This is a genomic window from Aureispira sp. CCB-QB1, from assembly GCF_000724545.1.
In the GTDB taxonomy this organism is placed as follows: Bacteria; Bacteroidota; Bacteroidia; order Chitinophagales; family Saprospiraceae; genus Aureispira.
This window is the reverse complement of the sequence record NZ_JHBV01000039.1, coordinates 97,781-116,652: the sequence shown is the minus strand read 5'-3', so window position 1 is coordinate 116,652 and position 18,872 is coordinate 97,781. Positions and strand designations below refer to the sequence as shown.

General features: G+C 35.8%; 18 protein-coding genes. 11 read left to right on the top strand and 7 right to left on the bottom strand.

What is annotated here, in order from left to right; translation table 11 throughout:
• Position 1: 1 nt before the first annotated feature.
• From CG11_RS19910 to gmk, 4 genes are all read right to left on the bottom strand, one after another.
• Complete coding sequence (locus CG11_RS19910) at positions 2-901, bottom strand: hypothetical protein (protein WP_052598598.1); 900 nt, start codon at positions 899-901, stop codon at positions 2-4.
• A 41-nt stretch (positions 902-942) separates the two neighbouring features.
• Entirely contained in the window at positions 943-1,662 is a 720-nt protein-coding gene (locus CG11_RS19905; protein WP_052598597.1) for a (Fe-S)-binding protein, read from the bottom strand.
• Between the two features lie 58 nt (positions 1,663-1,720).
• Positions 1,721-2,107 carry a Co2+/Mg2+ efflux protein ApaG gene (gene apaG / locus CG11_RS19900; protein WP_052598596.1) on the bottom strand — a complete coding sequence of 129 codons (387 nt, stop codon included), beginning with the start codon at positions 2,105-2,107 and terminating at the stop codon, positions 1,721-1,723.
• Between the two features lie 273 nt (positions 2,108-2,380).
• The gene (gene gmk, locus CG11_RS19895) at positions 2,381-2,962 is read right to left on the bottom strand and encodes a guanylate kinase (RefSeq protein ID WP_052598595.1); all 582 of its coding nucleotides are present in this window, start codon (positions 2,960-2,962) and stop codon (positions 2,381-2,383) included.
• A 417-nt stretch (positions 2,963-3,379) separates the two neighbouring features.
• On the opposite strand from gmk, the gene CG11_RS19890 reads away from it, so the two are divergent.
• The 3 genes from CG11_RS19890 to lptB all read left to right on the top strand — a co-directional run bounded on the left by CG11_RS19890 (position 3,380) and on the right by lptB (position 7,700).
• Entirely contained in the window at positions 3,380-5,194 is a 1,815-nt protein-coding gene (locus CG11_RS19890; RefSeq protein ID WP_052598594.1) for a glycosyltransferase family 39 protein, read from the top strand.
• A gap of 380 nt (positions 5,195-5,574) precedes the next feature.
• A complete protein-coding gene (locus tag CG11_RS19885) occupies positions 5,575-6,798 on the top strand; it encodes an alanine dehydrogenase (RefSeq protein WP_052598593.1) in 1,224 nt (407 codons plus the stop codon).
• 146 nt (positions 6,799-6,944) lie between these two features.
• Complete coding sequence (gene lptB, locus CG11_RS19880) at positions 6,945-7,700, top strand: LPS export ABC transporter ATP-binding protein (protein WP_052598592.1); 756 nt, start codon at positions 6,945-6,947, stop codon at positions 7,698-7,700.
• A gap of 70 nt (positions 7,701-7,770) precedes the next feature.
• On the opposite strand, the gene CG11_RS19875 is transcribed toward lptB, so the two are convergent.
• From CG11_RS19875 to CG11_RS19865, 3 genes are all read right to left on the bottom strand, one after another.
• Positions 7,771-8,619 (bottom strand): hypothetical protein, encoded by an 849-nt coding sequence (locus CG11_RS19875; RefSeq protein WP_052598591.1) that lies wholly within the window; start codon positions 8,617-8,619, stop codon positions 7,771-7,773.
• 65 nt (positions 8,620-8,684) lie between these two features.
• Positions 8,685-9,476, bottom strand: coding sequence for an alpha/beta hydrolase (locus CG11_RS19870; RefSeq protein WP_052598590.1), 792 nt, complete (start codon positions 9,474-9,476; stop codon positions 8,685-8,687).
• 41 nt (positions 9,477-9,517) lie between these two features.
• Entirely contained in the window at positions 9,518-10,162 is a 645-nt protein-coding gene (locus CG11_RS19865; protein WP_304413028.1) for a uridine kinase, read from the bottom strand.
• A 301-nt stretch (positions 10,163-10,463) separates the two neighbouring features.
• On the opposite strand from CG11_RS19865, the gene folD reads away from it, so the two are divergent.
• The 8 genes from folD to CG11_RS19825 all read left to right on the top strand — a co-directional run bounded on the left by folD (position 10,464) and on the right by CG11_RS19825 (position 18,832).
• Complete coding sequence (folD, locus tag CG11_RS19860) at positions 10,464-11,348, top strand: bifunctional methylenetetrahydrofolate dehydrogenase/methenyltetrahydrofolate cyclohydrolase FolD (RefSeq protein WP_052598588.1); 885 nt, start codon at positions 10,464-10,466, stop codon at positions 11,346-11,348.
• 82 nt (positions 11,349-11,430) lie between these two features.
• Positions 11,431-12,015, top strand: coding sequence for an HD domain-containing protein (locus CG11_RS19855; protein WP_052598587.1), 585 nt, complete (start codon positions 11,431-11,433; stop codon positions 12,013-12,015).
• 378 nt (positions 12,016-12,393) lie between these two features.
• On the top strand, positions 12,394-14,070 hold the full coding sequence (locus CG11_RS19850; RefSeq protein ID WP_052598586.1) for a hypothetical protein: 1,677 nt from the start codon (positions 12,394-12,396) through the stop codon (positions 14,068-14,070).
• Positions 14,071-14,490: 420 nt separating this feature from the next.
• Complete coding sequence (locus CG11_RS19845) at positions 14,491-16,149, top strand: PhoX family phosphatase (protein WP_052598585.1); 1,659 nt, start codon at positions 14,491-14,493, stop codon at positions 16,147-16,149.
• Between the two features lie 110 nt (positions 16,150-16,259).
• Positions 16,260-16,895 carry a hypothetical protein gene (locus CG11_RS19840; protein WP_052598584.1) on the top strand — a complete coding sequence of 212 codons (636 nt, stop codon included), beginning with the start codon at positions 16,260-16,262 and terminating at the stop codon, positions 16,893-16,895.
• A gap of 10 nt (positions 16,896-16,905) precedes the next feature.
• Positions 16,906-17,520, top strand: a complete 615-nt coding sequence (locus CG11_RS19835) for a Crp/Fnr family transcriptional regulator (protein ID WP_052598583.1) — start codon at positions 16,906-16,908, stop codon at positions 17,518-17,520.
• A gap of 119 nt (positions 17,521-17,639) precedes the next feature.
• Positions 17,640-18,089, top strand: a complete 450-nt coding sequence (locus tag CG11_RS19830) for a DMT family transporter (protein ID WP_052598582.1) — start codon at positions 17,640-17,642, stop codon at positions 18,087-18,089.
• Between the two features lie 20 nt (positions 18,090-18,109).
• Complete coding sequence (locus CG11_RS19825; RefSeq protein WP_052598581.1) at positions 18,110-18,832, top strand: GNAT family N-acetyltransferase; 723 nt, start codon at positions 18,110-18,112, stop codon at positions 18,830-18,832.
• Positions 18,833-18,872: the final 40 nt, after the last annotated feature.

The following is an 18,872-nucleotide window of genomic DNA, read 5'->3' as shown; positions in this document are numbered from 1 at the left end:
GCTATTTTTGAAGTGCCTGCAAGAAAACAGTACTTAGTTCTATCGCTTCCAAAGCTTGCTTTTCAGCCTCTTTTTGGACTTGATCTAAATTCTGAACATCGAGACTAATAGAGGCTTTAGGCAGTATCAAGTAAGCAATATTTTGTCTAAAAATCAACCATTTATCCAATGTAGGCAAAGACAAAAATTGAGCAATCAAATGCCGATTAATCAAATAATAACTATGCATAAATAAGGAACTATTAATCGTAAATTGTTCCTTAAATTCAGGTAGCTCTATTTGTTGATTAAATTCTACTTGTTGCCACTTATCGTGTTGGTAAGGTTTGGGAATCAAGGCCGTACTTTCTTCGCTGTGTTGTTGTTCGTGTCTTATTGCAAAGAACCAATATTCTTGTATTTTTTTTTCTTGTTTAATTTGAATGGTAGAAATATTTACTGCTTTATAATTGTAATAATCTACCTGATGAATTGCCTCAGGAGTGTATCCCCAAATATAAGGTAACATCGTTTTTACGATATGAAAACTTCGTTGATCGATGCTTTTTAGATCATTGTGTTTATCTACGATTTTTTTTTTAGACCATCGGCGGATTTCTCCACTCAACACGCGCATTTTTTGCTTATATTCTTTGTTATTTTTCTCGTATTGTACCCGCAACATATCGACCCAATACCAAATTACGCCTACTACAATAACCGTATACACCAATAAAAGTGCATTGACATCGAGTGAGGCAACAATGAGATAACCTATATATAGAATAAACCCACCTACAATTGTTTTTACAGAATTGTTTTCACTAGCCAATACATTCCACCAACTATTTTTCTGCTTTTTTAGTTGATGATATTCTTCTAATAATTCTTCTTTCGTCTTAACGACCTTCTTTTTACTCATACGTACGTTTTACTTAAAGTACCTCGTTACAACCTAAACTCCTACCCTCCTACTAATACATCTGCCAAATGCAATGTTTTTAGTGGTACTTTCTTTTTCTTTATATAACCTTCTAAATGCATTAAACAAGATAAATCCGTTGAAATAATATACTCTGCCGACAGATCTAAAGCTTCTTCCACCTTTTTTTCTGCCATTGCTACCGAAATAGGTTCATACTTAGCAGAAAAAGTACCTCCAAAGCCACAACAAACCTCTGAATTAGGATTTTCAAGGAGCTCCAATCCCTTTACTTTGGATAACAATAGCCTTGGAGCTTCTTTTATTTGACATTCTCGAAGAGCAGAACAAGCATCGTGGTACATAGCCCTTCCTTCTAACTCAACAGTTAAGTTTTCTATATTACAATGTTCCACCAAAAATTCAGAAAATTCATAAATATGCTTCTGCAAGTGCTCCAATATAGGCTGCTCGACATCGGTCCCCAACAATTCTTTATAATGATTTTTAATAAATCCTACACAAGAAGCAGAAGGGCAAACCACTTGTTTTTTGTCTCCAAAATCTGCCACAAACTTCTTAGCAACGTCATACGCTTCGTTCCAAAACCCTGCATTTAAGGCTGGCTGTCCGCAACAAGTTTGATTGGGGTTATACTCCACCGTACAACCAACCTGTTTTAAAACTGTCACCATATTTACAGCCGTCTGAGGATAAAGTTGATCGATAAAACAAGGAACGAATATATGTGTTTGGGTCATGAATTAAAATGCAATTAAAATATCTATTAAATAAACAGTATATTACAAAAGTAATATATTAGTTGTACTTGAAAGGAGGCACCAAATAAAAGGTCGGAATTGTCACATCAAACAATGTTCCATCAGCATCTCGTTTCATAGTATACTTACCAGACATTTTTCCTAAGTCTGTTTTCAAAGGACAACCAGATACATATTGGTGCACATCATTGGGTTTCAAAACAGGTTGCAAACCAATAACGCCATCTCCTTTGACCTCTCTAAGCATTCCCGTAGAATCCCAAATATGCCAATGTCTACTCAGTAACTGAACTGTTTCTGTTCCCAGATTTTCAATAGTTACTCGATATGCATGTACGTATTCTCTTGCAAATGGCTTGGAATACATTGATTGATACATGGCTTCCACGCTAACCCTTATATCATGCGTAATTGCAGTTTCCATGGTAATTGCCTTTTTGTGTTCAAAATAGTTAGAGCAAGTTTAAAATTTATGTTCTTCAAAACCAATAGTTTTGGCAAAAATGAGTTGATTTTAGTGCCTAACAACGCTCTTTTTTAGGCTGATAGAGTGCTACTATCAAGGCTCCAAAAAGCTGCCAATAGCGGCTAAATCAAACATTTGTAACTTAAAGATAGAATTTAAACAGGCTCTTAATCCAATGACATTAACCTACTCTTTTTAAGGTCATAAATTCTCCACAGGTTTTAGATTGTTTTATGAGCTAGTTTCCAAAGCTAAAAAATTTTCTACAATTTCTTCTGCTTCTTGCAAAGCCAATGACAAGTCACTGTTAACTAAGGTAATATCAAAGTGGCGCTCATAAGTCATTTCTTCCTTTACTCGATTGATTCGTTTTCTCAAACTTGCATCGTCTTCTGTTTTTCGATTCATCAAACGTTCTTTTAGTATTTCAAAAGAAGGTGGTTTCACAAAAATAGACAGAGCTTGCTCACCATATTTTTGTTTGATAGACAAGGCACCCTTTACATCAATATCAAATAACACATGCTTGCCCGATTTCCATAAACGATCAATTTCACTTCGCAAAGTACCATAAAACTGGTTTTCGTAGACTTCTTCATATTCTACAAAATCACCAGCATTAACTTTTCTTTTAAATTCATCTGGACTCAAGAAATAATAATCCATTCCGTTTACTTCTCCATATCGAGGAGTCCTAGTACATGCCGAAATGGAAAAGGAGACGTCTTTTCGTGTTTTTAACAAATGACGAACTATAGTGGTTTTCCCTGCTCCAGAGGGAGCTGTAAAAATGATCAATTTCTTATTATCCATGAATGTGTAGTTAAGCTTTTAAAGAAGGACAAAAAAAAAATGTTTCACTTCATAATCAATTCAAGTAAATACAAAGGTAAGTTTTTTTGGTTCGAGTATTGAATAGTTTTCTATAATTTTAATTATTCTACCCTTTATCTGTTGTCCCCCCCCTTCATTTAAGACTATAAATTTGAGTTTTATTTGTTTAAAACCAGCCATTTATTCCGCTTGTATAAATGCCCTATATAATTGGGAATTAAAATCTAAATTTTGCCTTTTATCATATACTTTGTTCTTAAAAAACAAACAGATATTCCTTTGAATCAAAAACAAATATCTTATTTTGCATATCATTCTAATCTTCCTATAGAGCGTATCTAAGACCAACAAGTTGTTTTTAGTACTTACTCTAACACACGAACCAACATTAATTGCATGGCAAAGAAAAAGAATCGCAAAGAAAGTCAGAAGAAAAAAACAATTACTAGCAAAGAGACAAAAAAAGCAGAACCAGTTTTGCCCAAAGACGCTGCCAATACAACGACAACGCCTAGCAAATTAACATGGGATGTGTTGCTCATTGGAGGTCTAGTTCTCTTTGTTTTACTAATTCGATTCAAACTACTAAGCATTCCTTTTGAACGAGACGAAGGTGGTTTTGCCTATATTGCTTATCAAATGTTAGAAGGCAAAAGTCTTTATACTGACTTATACGAAATCAAACCCCCTTTACTTTATATTACCTATGCCTTTTTTATCCGTGTTTTTGGGCATTCTGTTGAGGGCATTCACACAGGGCTACTCATCTTTGATATTGCTTATATTATAACTCTTTTTGCTTTCGCTAAATATTTCTTTGACAAAACAATTGCTGTCGTCGCTGCTTTTGCATTTGCTATTTTAAGTCTAGGTCCCAATTTATTGGGGTTTGCTGCACATGCCACTCATTTCGCTATCTTGCCAGGATTAATTGGCTTATTCATCTTAACCAAAGCAATTGATTCTCAGAAAAAAAGCCTTTTTCTATTCGCAGGATTAGCCTGTGGTACTGCATTTTTAATCAAGCAGCAAGCCATTCATTTCATGCTCTTTTCTGGCTTCTATGTTATCTTTGCATTTTTTAGACAAAAGCCCATCGATTGGAAAAATTGGTTTGTCAGTGAAGTTCTGCTAGTAATTGGTTCGGTAACACCTTACTTATCGGTTGTATTGTATATGCTAGCTCGAGGGCATTTTGATGATTTTTGGTTCTACACCGTTGCTTGGCCTACTGAATTTGCAACCTCCTCGCAGACGGGAGCTAATTATGAGATTTTTAAAATGCAAATCAACCAAGTCATTCCAGACCAAGAATGGATCTGGTATCTAGGTTTAGGAGGAGCTATTTCTATGTTTTTAGTCAAAATTGACAATAGGTGGCGTGTATTTACCTTAATGTTTGCCCTATTCATGTCTTTTGGTTTAGCCACAGGTTTCCACTTTTATGCCCATTATTTTGTTGTATTCATACCTGCTTTGGCACTTTTGAATGGTATGTTTGTAAGAAATACAGGAATCTTAATCAATAACATTCTAAATATCAACTGGGGGATTATCATTCCTACCGTAATCTTTATTTTTGCTTGGACGCAAATTATACGAGTAGATTCTAGTTATTTCTTTGCTCCTGATGAAGATAAAATTTTACGTAATGCCTATGGCACGAATCCTTTTCCTGAATCAAAGATTATCGGAGAATACTTAAAACAAATTTCAACCCCTGAAGATAAAATTGTTGTTGCCTGCTCAGAACCTCAAATTAGCTTTTATGCCAAACGTGAAAGTGTTACTGGACAAGCCTTTGGTTACCCTCTTGTATACAATGGCGTTTACATGAAACAATTGCAGGATGAGTTTATTCAGGATGTGGAGACAGGAAAACCGCGCTTCTCGGTTTACACTTGGATGAATACTTCTTGGTTAAATCGAGATCCAACAGGACGAATTTTTAAGTTTATAGAACAATACCATCAAAAGTATTATAATCTTATTGGTGTTGCTGAGTGTATCCCCACAAGGAACATTCAAAACGGCCCCATCATATATCAAACATTTTACAAGTGGAATCAGGATGCCCTTCCTTATTACAACCAACGTATGCAACAGTGGCAACAACAAAATGCTGCTTTACAAAAACAGGGCAAGGCTGGCGGTCCTCCACCTCCTATGATTACTATTTGGGAACGCAAACCAGATGTCCCCTCGAGTTAAGAACCATTTTTTATAAAAAAAGAACGACAAAAATGTTAACTATTTCCTGCTGCTGAAAATCAAAAAATACAGCAACTGCTTTCATAACTTTTTACATCCACAGCCTTTATAGAGGAAAATTTAATTCTTGTTAATCCTTTGTAAAAATTGAGCATTTTTAAACTATTAATCTATTTTCTTACGTATCTTAAAGGGAGTTTTTAATAAAAAGCTAAAAATTAGCACTATTAAACCTTAACATAAAGATTATTAATTCGTTATAAATTACTATTAAGATTCTAAATTCTCAAGCTAGTCCTAATAAACGAATTTAGTATCGTGTACATAGAACGATCATAATTCTATATTTATAACTCCCCTTGGCAAACACACATCCACATATGGAAAAAAGAAAGATTGATATTCCTCAACGGTTAACGCAAAATATGTTAACGCCACAAGAAGAATGTTTAGAAATTCCTCAAAAAAAAGCAAAGTTGTTTATTGGAATTCCTAAAGAAAGGTCTTTTCAAGAAAATAGAGTTGCCCTATCTCCTGCTGCTGTCAAAACACTAGTCAATGCAGGTCATAAGATAGTGGTCGAAGAAGATGCTGGTTTGGAAGCTGGCTTTTTAGATTTTGAATATTCAGAGGCAGGTGCAGAAATTGCTTACAGCTCTGAACAAGTTTTTAAAGCTCACGTCATTATAAAAGTCGCTCCTCCCTCTCTTCAAGAAATCGATTTGTGTCATCCTGGACAGATTATCATCTCTCCTATTCACTTGCCTTCCTTATCCGAAGAATATATCTATCGCCTCAAAAAGAAACGGGTCACAGCTTTGGCGATGGAATATATGAAAGATCAATCTGGTATTTTTCCGTTTGTACATAGTATGTCTGAAATGGCCGGAATTAGTGCCATGCAAACAGCCGCAGAATTGCTTTCTAAAAGTGGAAATGGGCTGGGTATCTTATTGGGGGGCATTCCTGGTATCCCTCCAGCCAAGGTCGTTATTTTAGGCGCTGGAGTCGTTGCAGAAGTTGCGACAAGAGTAGCTCTAGGTTATGGTGCAGAGGTACGAGTTTTTGATAACAATATTCGAAAACTCATGCGCTTACAAGGCAATTTGAGACAAAAAATATACACTGGCACTTTTAACTCGCCAGAACTAGAAGTTGAATTGAGAGATGCAGAGGTCGTCATTGGAGCCATTCACTCAGAAATTGGTCGAACACCAATTATTGTCAGTGATTCTATGGTTAAAAATATGAAATCGGGCTCTGTTATTATTGATGTTAGTATTGATCAAGGCGGTTGCTTTGCTACTTCCAGAATGACGACTCACGACAAGCCTACCTTCATTGAGTATGATGTTATTCATTACTGTGTTCCTAATATCGTAGCAAGAATCCCACAAACAAGCTCTAAGGCAATTAGTAATATTTTAATTCCTTTCTTTTTAGAAGCTGGAGGTACTCAAGGGATTGAAGCGTTGCTCCATTCTTCCCCTGGCTTTAGAAATGGGGTTTATATGTACAAGGGTTGTTTAACCAACAAGTACTTGAGTGACTTTTTTAATGTCAAATATACAGATTTGAATTTACTATTAGCTTCTAATTTATAAACCTATAGATCAAGTATTTTAGTTTAGATGCTTTTTGATTAGACTTTCTTACAATTCGATATCCATTTGATTCAAAAATTAAGTTATCCAACTTAAGAATTCTTGTGTAGCATAATTCTTTCACACCAACGTACTCATACTTCTATATGCAGCTTAGAGCAGAAAATCTAATGAAAAAATACGGCAACCGAATGGTTGTTAAAGGCGTTTCTTTACAAGTAGAACAAGGAGAAATTATTGGTTTGCTGGGTCCTAATGGTGCTGGCAAAACAACTAGTTTCTATATGACTGTGGGGTTCGTACAACCACTACAAGGCAACGTTTTTTTAGACGATTTGGATATTACCAAACTCCCTATGTACAAACGGGCAAAGCTAGGTATTGGCTACTTGCCCCAAGAATCTTCTATTTTTAGAAAATTATCCGTAGAAGACAATATTTCTGCTGTTCTAGAAATGACCAATTTATCTAAAAAGGAACAAGCCGAAAAATTAGAAGATTTAATTGATGAATTTAGATTGCATAAGGTACGTAAAAGCAACGGAGATACATTGTCAGGAGGAGAACGTAGACGCACTGAAATTGCTCGTTCTTTGGCGGTCAACCCTAAGTTTATTTTGCTTGATGAACCCTTTGCTGGCATCGACCCCATTGCAGTAGAAGATATTCAATCCATTGTTTTTAAACTAAAACAAAAAAATATTGGCATCTTAATCACAGATCATAGCGTTGAACAAACACTATCGATTACCGATCGTTCCTATATTATGGTTGATGGGAGTATCTTTAGAGAAGGTACATCGGAAGAACTAGCCAGTGATGAAAAAGTACGAGAGGTTTATCTTGGGCAGAGTTTTACACTCAAGCGAAAATTTGAATTGCCCCCACGAAACCAAGATTAAAATAAACACCTGTGTTTCTATAATTTACTTTTGTTGCCAAAAACGCATTATACAATCAACTATAAAGTCATTACGGAGTTGTGTTTGGGGGAGCTGCCAAATAAAAATCATGGCTAAAGCTTGCTTTGTAATACAAGACCTCTTTGGTAACTCTCTCTGTTAATTTTTTAGGCTGTACAATATCTGTAGGCGCATTAGAAGGGCTAACTACTTGTCCTCCTTGACGACCGATTGGCTGCAATCGGTTTGTTTCTAATGTTAAAGTTCCCTTTTCTGGAGGAGCTTCTAAATTGTTGATATAAACCTTCAATTTCATCCGTTCATTCCATTTTACATGATTCAAAGGCATCAATTCTCTTAAAGGAATTGCAATTTCATAAACAGCTTTTGTTTCATTGTAATTCAATTGAACATGGATGATATTTTGACTAGTGTCTGATAAGGTTAAAGCATTTTTCTGGTAATGCTTAAATCCTTGTGTTGTATAGGTGTTAGATTCCAATTTATAATCGTCTAACCAATTTTCAAAAGTAGGTTCTTTTTTTTCTTTCTTTTCTACATAATCATGTTTAGGGTCCAACTCGATATACATTGGGTTAAATACAACACTGGTATTAAAGCGCCTCTTTCGTTCCTTACAACTAAGCTGAAAAGACCAGCCCGCTCGCAACATTTTGACAATATAAAGTGGTTCTATTGCTTCAAAACAAAGGTATAGTTTGGTCGAATCATTAGCAATGGCAAAAGAAAGACCTGCTAAACTATTGTGTAATTTAAACGGCTGTTGCCAATCCTCATTCTGCCCATCAACTACAATTTCATCTTGCCATACGGCTGGTGAACGAAAGTCTTGAGCGGATGTCCTCACTGTTGCTAAGACAATTAACACCAAAACAAGCACGGAGCATAATTGCTTCATAAGCAGCTATTTAACAAAATCATTTCTGTAATAATGTAGTATCAAATCATAAAAAAGAACAAAGATTACACCAATATAGTTTGCATCTTCTCTTGATATAGACTTGTATATGGGATATCATTATGCAAACAATTGGGAATGATGACAAAATCAACGCTAGGCACCTCTTGAAACAAACGTTCTGCATTGGAAACAGGGATGAGTTCATCTGCTGTTCCATGAAATATGGTTGTTGGGCAACGTACTGCTTTTAAGAAATCAATTGTCATAAATCGGTATTTCAACAACAAAGATGGCAAATAAGCATGTTTTGATTTGATCAAATGAGGCAAAGAATAATAGGGAGCTTTGAGTATCAAATGTCTAGGATTATTCTCAACGGCAATTTTAGCCGCTGTTGCCGTTCCGATAGAGAAGCCTTCTACGATAATTTTAGATTCCTCCCACCCTTGTTTTACATAATCGTACAAAGCCTGTACATCATTAAAAAACTGCTTTTGATTCTTAATTTTTCCATCGCTCTTTCCAAAACCTCGATAATCAAACATAAACAAATCATACCCCAAGTGAATATACAAGCTAGACAACCCGCCCCAATCATGCAAGGAACCAGCATTACCATGCACATAAAATACAATTCCCTTAGATGCTTCGGCCTTAAAGTGTAGGGCATGTAGACGAATATCAGGCGCCACTTCTATAAACAGTTCCTCAAAGTCTGTTTCAAAATGAAATACATAATCCTTTGTTAATACCGTAGGGTGAAAAATTAAGGTTTCTTGCATCCAATATGCTACCCAGCAGCCCAAAGCATAAAAGCTAAGCAACAATAAAACACCTTGTAGTAATAATAGCATTTTTTATGGATTTTGGTTGTGAAGCCATTTACAATAACAACCTATTTTGATCGCTCTGCCAAGATACCTTTTAGGTAATTTACCACAACATCTAAGCCCGTATCAAAATTCGTGCTGTTATTAATAATCAAATCTGCCTCGTATTCAAAAGGCTTGATATATCGCTCGTAAGTTGGCAATACATGTTTCTCATAACGATACAACACATCGTCCAAAGGATAGTTGCGTTCAATTCTATCTCGTCGAATACGGCGACTCAAAGCCGTTGTTTCTTTGACGTGTAAGAACAGCTTTAAATCCATGAGGTCTTTTATTTCTTTATAATGATAAATAAAAATTCCTTCTATTAGAATAATAGGACAAGGCGGGAATTCTAACATTTTGGGTGTTGCCAAAGCATTGTTAAAGGTATACTCTTCTCGCAAAACTGTTTTTCCTTCTAATAAAGCGACAATATCACGATGAAATTCTTCCCGATTAATAGATGTTGGCAAATCAAAATTATGCACTCCTTCCTTGTCTACCATTTGCTCCTCTCTAGGTCTGTAATAATTATCTTGAGAGATGACACAAAGTTCTTCTTTGGTAAAACTCGTTTCCAAACGTTTTAAAAAAGTGGTTTTCCCAGAGCCACTCACTCCTGTTAGGCCAATTAGAAAAGGCTTTTGCATGTTTTTATTATTAATTTACCAACAAAACAGATACGATCAGTTCTCGCAATTATAAATAATTGTTTGTCCTTTTTACAATTGTTTGTCACTAATTCCATAAATTAACGAAAAATTTTGTATTTAATTTGTCATTAAAACAGGACATGTCTTTTCTTCTAAATAAGATCTATGCTTTGTTGAACGCTTAAATAAACTGATTTATACATAAAATAAAAGGCAAAGGAAATACTTTTCAGAATCATTTCTTAAGCCAAATCTTAAAGATAAAAAATTAATAAAACTAGTTTTTCAACCAATAAAGAACAACAACATTATCATGGAATTAATTAACGGCAAACAACTAGCTATTGACATTCAAGAAGAAATGCGTGTAGACGTAGAGCAATGGTCGCAAAAAGGACATCGTCTACCTCATTTGGTTGCTATTTTGGTTGGCGACAACCCTGCTAGTGCCAGTTATGTTCGCAACAAAATGCGCTCTTGTGAGCGTACAGGAATCAAGTCTACATTGATCAAAGAAGAGAGTGACATTACAGAAGAAGCTTTGCTAAAAATTATTCAGCAATTAAATGAAGATGATGAAGTAGATGGTTTTATTGTGCAACTGCCACTTCCTAAGCATATTTCTGAGGATAAAATTACGTTGGCAATTGACCCAAGCAAAGATGTGGATGGTTTTCATCCAACCAATTTTGGACTCATGGCACAAGGAATGCCACAATATATTCCAGCAACTCCTTTTGGGATGGTAACCATGCTAGAACGTTATGGAATTGAAACATCAGGCAAACATTGTGTTGTATTAGGGCGCTCTAATATTGTTGGAACCCCCATGAGTATTTTGATGTCTAGAAAAGCAAAAATTGGTAACTGTACCGTTACGCTAACACACAGTCGAACCAAAGATATAAAAGAAGAAGTCCAGCGAGCAGATATTATTGTTGCTGCAATTGGAATTCCTAATTTTGTAACTGCTGATATGGTCAAAGAAGGGGCTGTTATTCTTGATGTTGGTATTAACTCCGTAGAAGATAGTAGCAAAAAACGAGGGTATCGACTGGTTGGTGATGTGGATTTTGATGCCGTTGCCCCCAAGTGTAGTTTTATTACTCCTGTTCCTGGTGGAGTGGGGCCTATGACCGTAACAGCTCTAATTATGAATACTTTAAAATCTTACAAAAAGCATTATTTAAACGTTTAAAATTATTCTTAGTTGGTTGATTGTACACAAAAGAATCAACCAACTACGTACCAAGTACGTCGCAAACCAATCCTTGATACATATGCTAAAAGCATTAGAACAGGAAGTACAACAACATGTCAAACAGTTGTTTGAACAAACAGATACGTCCAATCTTTGTTACCATAATTATGCTCATACTATTGAGGTGGTACAACGGATTGAAGCACTTTCTGCTGGTTTAGAGACTTCTGATTTACTGTTGCTAAAAATAGCAGGTTGGTTCCACGATGTAGGATACCTTTATGGTTATGATGAGCACGAAGACAGAGGGATGGTAATTGCCATAGATTATTTACAAAATAAATCGGTTAATTCTGCTGCTATTAACCTTGTTAAAGCTTGTATAGAAGCTACAAAAATGTCTTTGACACCTAGAAATCAACTAGAAAAAATTATAAAAGATGCCGATATTGGCTACGGGGTAACAGAACGCTTTTTTCAAACAGGAACATTGTTACGCCAAGAATGGGAGGCTTGTTTGGCATTGTTTTATTCCAATAAAGAATGGGAACTTTTACAATACAATTTCCTTCAACACGTTCAGTTTTATACAGACGTTGCAAAAAAAGAGTACGAACCTATATTACAAAAAAATATTATTCAACAAAAAAAATTCATCTTATAGCTACTGCTTCTAGAGCAAGACAATTGAACAACCTATTGGATAGAATCTATCTGTTATTTAGCTTGTAGAAACAGTCTTTTTAGGTATTTTTGTGAAAATCAGGTTAAAAATCAGCCTTTTACCTTGTTTTATCACAATATGGCATTATCTTCTATACAACTAGATAAAACCATTTTGATTCAAAATTCAATCCTCTTAGAGTTTGTCTAAGTTTTAGGTTCTTTATGCAAAAATGTATTGATTTTAGAGGTAAATTCCTCTTGAGATAACCGCTATGCTAGCAAAGCTCAAATAGTCGCAGATAGATTTTAAATCAATCATTTATAGCTTGAACATATTTTTTTAACAGACTCTCTAAAGCCATCTAAATATCAATCAATGAAATTGAACATTACATACAGCTTATTCTTTGTACTGCTAATGGGTTTTAGCAATACTAGTTTGGCACAAGATGACTCTACCAATACAGACCCTGTTGATCCTGTTGCTGAAGAATTAAATGGGTTTAATTTGCAAGATAGTGTTCCTCCTAAAGAAAAACCTAGAAAACAAGACCCTGTCAAAATGTTTGACATGGGGGTCTACTCTACTCAAAAAGCATTCAAATCTCGAAAAGTAAAACGTCATAGCATGTGGGAACGTATCGAAAATGATTGCGCTTTGGACTTGGAGGAAATTCCAATTGAGTTGACCAATGCTTTTGCGGGTATTGCTCGTAGGAACCAAAGTTCGATTTATGATTTGGTCAAAGGAAATGTCAAAATTTCTAATCAAATCATTAGTCCTACCGAACGCCAATTCATGCACAGCCCCTTTTTAACACCTGGCTCTAGTTCTAAAATATTTGGTTGCTTAACAGGAATGTCTTATCGAGAAGAAAATTTTATTCTTAATAATGTAGGGTATTTTGATTTGGTCTTGGCTAATTTAAATTACTTAAAAGAAGAGTTGCAATATAATTATCACAAGAATGGTCGCACTTATCAAGCGGTCTTGATTCGCAACAAAACAGACATTCGCCAAGTTTTAAAGGATCCTACCAAAGTAGGTTTTTTGATTAGCATTGGAGGGGGACATAGTTTAGGGAACTATTTGTACATTGAGCAAGATCAAGTAGAAACAGAAGAATATCAAAATATTGTGCTAACAAATATTCGAAAACTAAAAGGTTCTACACCTTTAGAAACAGGCACAACAGATTATTTAGATCTTCCTATTTTTTCAATTAATTTTGGAAATTATTTTAGGGATGGAATTTCAGGAAAAACACCTCGTTTTTCGCTCAGCGAAGAAGAAGCGTTTAAAAGACCGACGACAATAGGTGATGAAATTACAAGTTTAGGTCAAAAAGCAATTAGAGAATTATTAGATAGAAAAAGAGGTCGTAGAATATTAATTGATGTCGGAGGAATGAGCGTACGTGGCAGAGAATGGTATTACAAATACGTCAAAGATTTACGCTATCGCAAAGACAGTATCCCTATTATCGCTGCAGGGGTTGGAATTAGTGGCTTGTCTAAAAAAGATAATTCCTATGGTCGTGAAGATAAAAAAGAATTGCTTAATCATCAATTTACCAACTTATGCCGCCAAGACTTAACGTCAATCTTACAATCTAGAGGATTGGTTGCTATCTCTTTGGATAAGAACAAATTAATGGGAAAGGAATTTCAAAAACGCTATGATGAAACCATTCCTAATTCTGCCGATAGACGTCGTGTAGCAATTGAAGCTTTGGTTAGTAACATTTGTAAAGCCATTCATATGAGCAATGATATTGAAGCGTGGAATATGCTTTGTATTAGTTCTCAATTTGATGCACACGCTCGTCATTTGGACGTATTTGATTCCTCTAGCGATATGACTACTTTGTACAGAGATTTATTAGAATTTTTTAAGAATCCTAGAGATATTAATGGCTTGTACTCGGTTAAGGAAATTCAAAACTTTATGTATAATCTAACTCCTGAAGAAATTGTTGATAAAATTATGTATAAAAATGCACTGAATTTTATTGAAAGAAATTTACCTGAAGTAGAACTTGAAACACCTTAGATTCCTTCTTTGGCTCAGGACGACTTCCTAAAAGATACCAATAGGACAAAACATTGATGTTTTGTCCTATTTTTTTTCACAACCAATTGTTCAGTAAATTCTTTTAGTCTTAAAATTATTAAGTAAATAATAGCAATATAGAATCCAAATTCTGCCTCATTTTTTATAATTTTAGGCTAGGTACTCTGTAAGGTGAACTACTCTATAAAAATGAAAGAATTTCACTTTACAGAGTACTAAGATTTAATACTCCGTTGCTTTTTCAACGGAGTATTGTAGATTTTGACGCTTATTGAAAGTAAAATCTCAAAATGAATAGTTTTAGTATCCAATCTTTATGTCGATGCCAATGCTATTTTATATTTGATAAAAAGTTCACCTTGCAAGAGCATTTGCAGGGTAAAATCTAAAGAGACAAACATGAAAAAACAAAATAGAAGAAGTTTTTTACAATTTTTGGGTCGTACAGGAATTGGCTTAGGCGCTGGTGCGTTTTTGGTCAATCTACAAGCTTGTACACCAACCGAAAAACCTCAAAATCCTGAAACCAAACCATCTGATCCTCGCCCGTTTCCGCTCCAAGATATGCAGCATTCGTTGGAAGATAAATTAGTCCTTACCAATGGCTTGGAATATGATATTTTGATCAAATGGGACGATCCAATTTCTGAGAAAGATAAATTTGGTTTCAACAACGATTATTTGGCTTTTGTTCCCTTTGATAAAAATACCCCCAATGATGGTATGTTGTGGGTTAATCACGAGTATTTTCAAGAGATCTTTATCAGTGGTTACAACGACAAAGATAAAAGCAAAAAAACAAAAGAACTCGTAGATATAGAGATGTATTCTGTTGGAGGTTCTTTGGTACGCATTCGAAAAAATGATGCAGGAAAATGGGAAGTGGTACACAACGATCCACACAATAAACGCCTAACAGCAAAAACAGAAATTCCTTTCCATTGGGACGAGCCTATCGAGGGCAGTACTAGTGCCATTGGTACTTTTGCAAATTGCTCTGGAGGGGTCACGCCTTGGGGAACCATCTTAACTTGCGAAGAGAACTATGATATGTTCTATGGTGAAACCAATCGCTCTGACCCAAAAAACCCCTTCCGAGATTTGGACGGAGATTATTACGGTTGGTCGCAACACTATGACTATCCTCCAGAGCATTATGGATGGGTGGTGGAAGTCAATCCATTGACTGGAGAAGCTAAAAAATTAGTGGCTTTGGGACGTTGTGCGCATGAATGTGCCACCGTTCATCAGACCAAAGATGGCCGTTTGGTTGTTTATTCTGGCGATGATTCAAATGATGAGTGTTTGTATAAATTTATTAGCAAAGAACCTGAAAATCTAAAAGAAGGGACCCTCTATGTCGCCAATACCACCAAAGGAGAATGGGTCTCTTTGAATTACAACGAACAAAAAATACTTCAAGATAATTTTGCCAATCAGACGGAAGTCTTAATTCGTTTAAGAGAAGCGGCTAAATTGGTCGGTGGCACGCCACTAAATCGACCTGAAGATATAGAAATTGATCCCATCACGGGGCATGTTCTAGTCGCCTTGACTAATAACAAGCCCAAAGGAGATTATTTAGGAGAAATTTTGAAAATTGTTGAGACAGACTTAGAAGACAAAACTTCTCTGACATTTGAAGCTTCTACCTTCTTGGCTGGCGGAGAGGACACTGGTTTTGCATGTCCTGATAACATGGCTTTTGATCCCAAAGGTAATCTTTGGTTTACCTCCGACATTTCAGGTAGTTCTGTGAATACAGGACCTTATCTTCCTTTTGGTAATAATGGCTTGTTTATGGTGCCATCTTGGGGAGAGCAAAAAGGAAAAGTTATCCAAGTTGCCTCTGCTCCTACTGACGCAGAATTTACAGGACCATTTTTTGCACCTGATGGCGAGACGTTGTTTTTGAGTGTTCAACACCCTGGCGAACGTTCCAAAGACTTAGAAAATTTGACGAGTCATTGGCCAGAAGGCGGTTCGGCACAGCCAAAACCTTCAGTCGTTTGTATTTCTGGCCCTGCTCTTAGCGATTTAATGAAAGGGGCATCTTAATACATAGATTAAAAGCCATTCACTTATTTTATGCTGCCATACTACATCTCATTCTTATGCCTATCACTTTTTAATAGAAATTCGAATGAGATGTTTTTCAACCAAACCATATGAAGTATACTTTACTCTGCCTCTCTCTTATTGGATTATTATTCGGAAAACTCCAAGCACAGGAAAATTCACAAACGACTTCTCCAATATATGTTGGTTCGGCTTTTTTTATGAATTACAACCTCTATAGTTGGTATCAAAAGCCAAGTAGAATTGAGTCTCCACTTAGTGCTTCTGGACAAGTATTAAATATCTTACCCGGTCTTGGAGTCAATTTTTGGGTGGGTGATGTTGACCGTTGGATAGTTTCGATTGAAGGAGGAATTGAGTACCTTCCTTTTGCATTAGACATAGATCATTACAAAGGTTTAGGCGCATTAAGCATCCCTCTTTTAGCCAAAGTACAATTTCCTGTTGCAAAACAAAAAAGCTTGTGGCTGATGCTTCATTTTGGCGCAGGAACTCAATTACTACACACCGATATTTACGCTCGTCCGAGTGCTTATCAAAATACGTACAATCCTTTTTTTGCTAGTATTGTAGGAGAAACAGGCATTCACATCTCGGCAGTGGGACACAAACGCCAACACCTTCGAGAAGTAGAGCTTTTTTTCCGAGCTGGCGCTGCCCCCTTTGGAACCATTAGTTTTAGTACAGGTTTGCGCTTGACGCTATGGAATCGTTTTGGAAAATAGAATGCTTAATATGTTAGAAAAAGAAAAGCACCTAGCTCAATTAAAAGCTAAAATAGAATCTTACGCCCCAATTAAACCTAGTACTTGGGAAGCATTAAAAAACATTGTTCAGTTCCAAACCATTCAAAAAGGGACTTTGCTGTTGAGACATGGTCAGATTGCTCGCAACTTGCACTTTATTGCCCAAGGTGCCTTGCGTGCCTATTTTACAGATTTAGAGGGTGATTTTTATAATAAGAATATTTTTCTTGAAAATGATTTGGCTTGTTCAACCGTATCTTTGCTTCAAACCGCTCCTTCCAACTTTACCATTGAGGCATTAGAAGATTGTATTTTAATTAATATAGACTATGTGCGCTACCGAAAACTAATTGAAGAATATCCTGACTTTAAAGATTACTATATTGCGTATATAGAACAACAGTGGATTATTGAAAAAGAGCAACGAGAAGTATCTATTGTCATGGAAAACGCAACCGAACGATATTTAAAATTATTGGAGAAACACCCCAACATTGACCAACGAATCGCTCAAAGACACCTATCCTCGCATTTAGGCATCACTCCCACCCAATTGAGTCGAATCCGAAAACAGATGAACACTTCAAAAAATGACACTAATTAACCCACCGACTTAATTCTACTCCAAATTCCCCTCTCCTAAAACGCAACAAATTTCGATAAAATCTCCTCCTATCAACATATGTAAATGCAAGTCTTGATTTCCTGCCTTATGTTTGTGGTATGAATCAATACTTACTATCTCTACTAGCACTAATTGGAGGCGCATTTTTAGCTCTTCAAGGTTCTTTAAATGCTCAATTGGGTTTACTCTTAAAAAATCCATTGTTAGCATCCTTAATAGCATTTTGTAGCAGTACTTGCTTTGCTTTTTGCTTGGTTTTACTAACAACCAAACATTATCCTAATGCCATAATCGTTCGAGAAGTACCCATTTATTTATGGTTTGCAGGTGGTCTATTTAGCCTAATTGGTATTAGCTTGTATTACTACACCATTCCCAAACTAGGGTTATCTACTATGATCTCTTTTGGATTGTGTGGGCAATTGGTTTTTGCTGTTATAGCGGGACATTTTGGCTGGTTTGGGTTACCCACAGAACCTATGTCATTGCAACGATTAGGGGGCTTAGCAGCCATGATAGTAGGCATTTTATTAATTAATCTAAAATAAGTAAGAACACCATTAATCTTATGAATACCACAAACATACACAATCTTACTTCCTTATGGAAAACAGCTGCATTAGCTTCTGAGACCTATCATGCAACCCCTCTTTTTGATTATTGTTATATAGAAAAATCAGACTGGCCCAACCGCCTTTGGTTTCATCAAGATCTTAGCTCTCAAAGCATCCAAACCGCCAAAGCAATCTTAACACAAACTCCTACCCCCTTAGTAATTCCCTATTTCGACATTTACAAGAGTCGTTCTTTTGAATTGCTAGAAGCAGCAGGCTTTGAATTGATGTTTGAGCAAATAGCCATGTTTTTAAAACCAACGACAACATTTGAAGAAAAAGCTAACTTCTACTTGTCTCCTGTTCAAAATGAACAACAAGCTAATCTATGGGCTCATTTATTCAAACAGGCATTTGGTTATACCATTGGCATATCAAGTATTCTTAACAACAAACAACACTTCACCTACTATATTGCCTATGATAATGAGCAAGCTGTTGGAACAGGTTTAACCAATGTTACCCACCAAACAGTAGGTGTTCACTCTATTGGTGTGCCGCCTTCTATGCGTAGAAAAGGTTTTGCAGCTGCAATTATGAAAAATTTAATCAATCGCGCCATACAAAATAACAGACAATCCATCACACTTCAAGCCTCTAATATGGGAAAAGGGCTTTATCTAAAATTAGGATTTCAAGAACAATTTTTGATTAAGAATTATCGACTTAAATTATAGTGCCAACTAATTTTACCAATTTTTTGAATAGCGCTTTTAC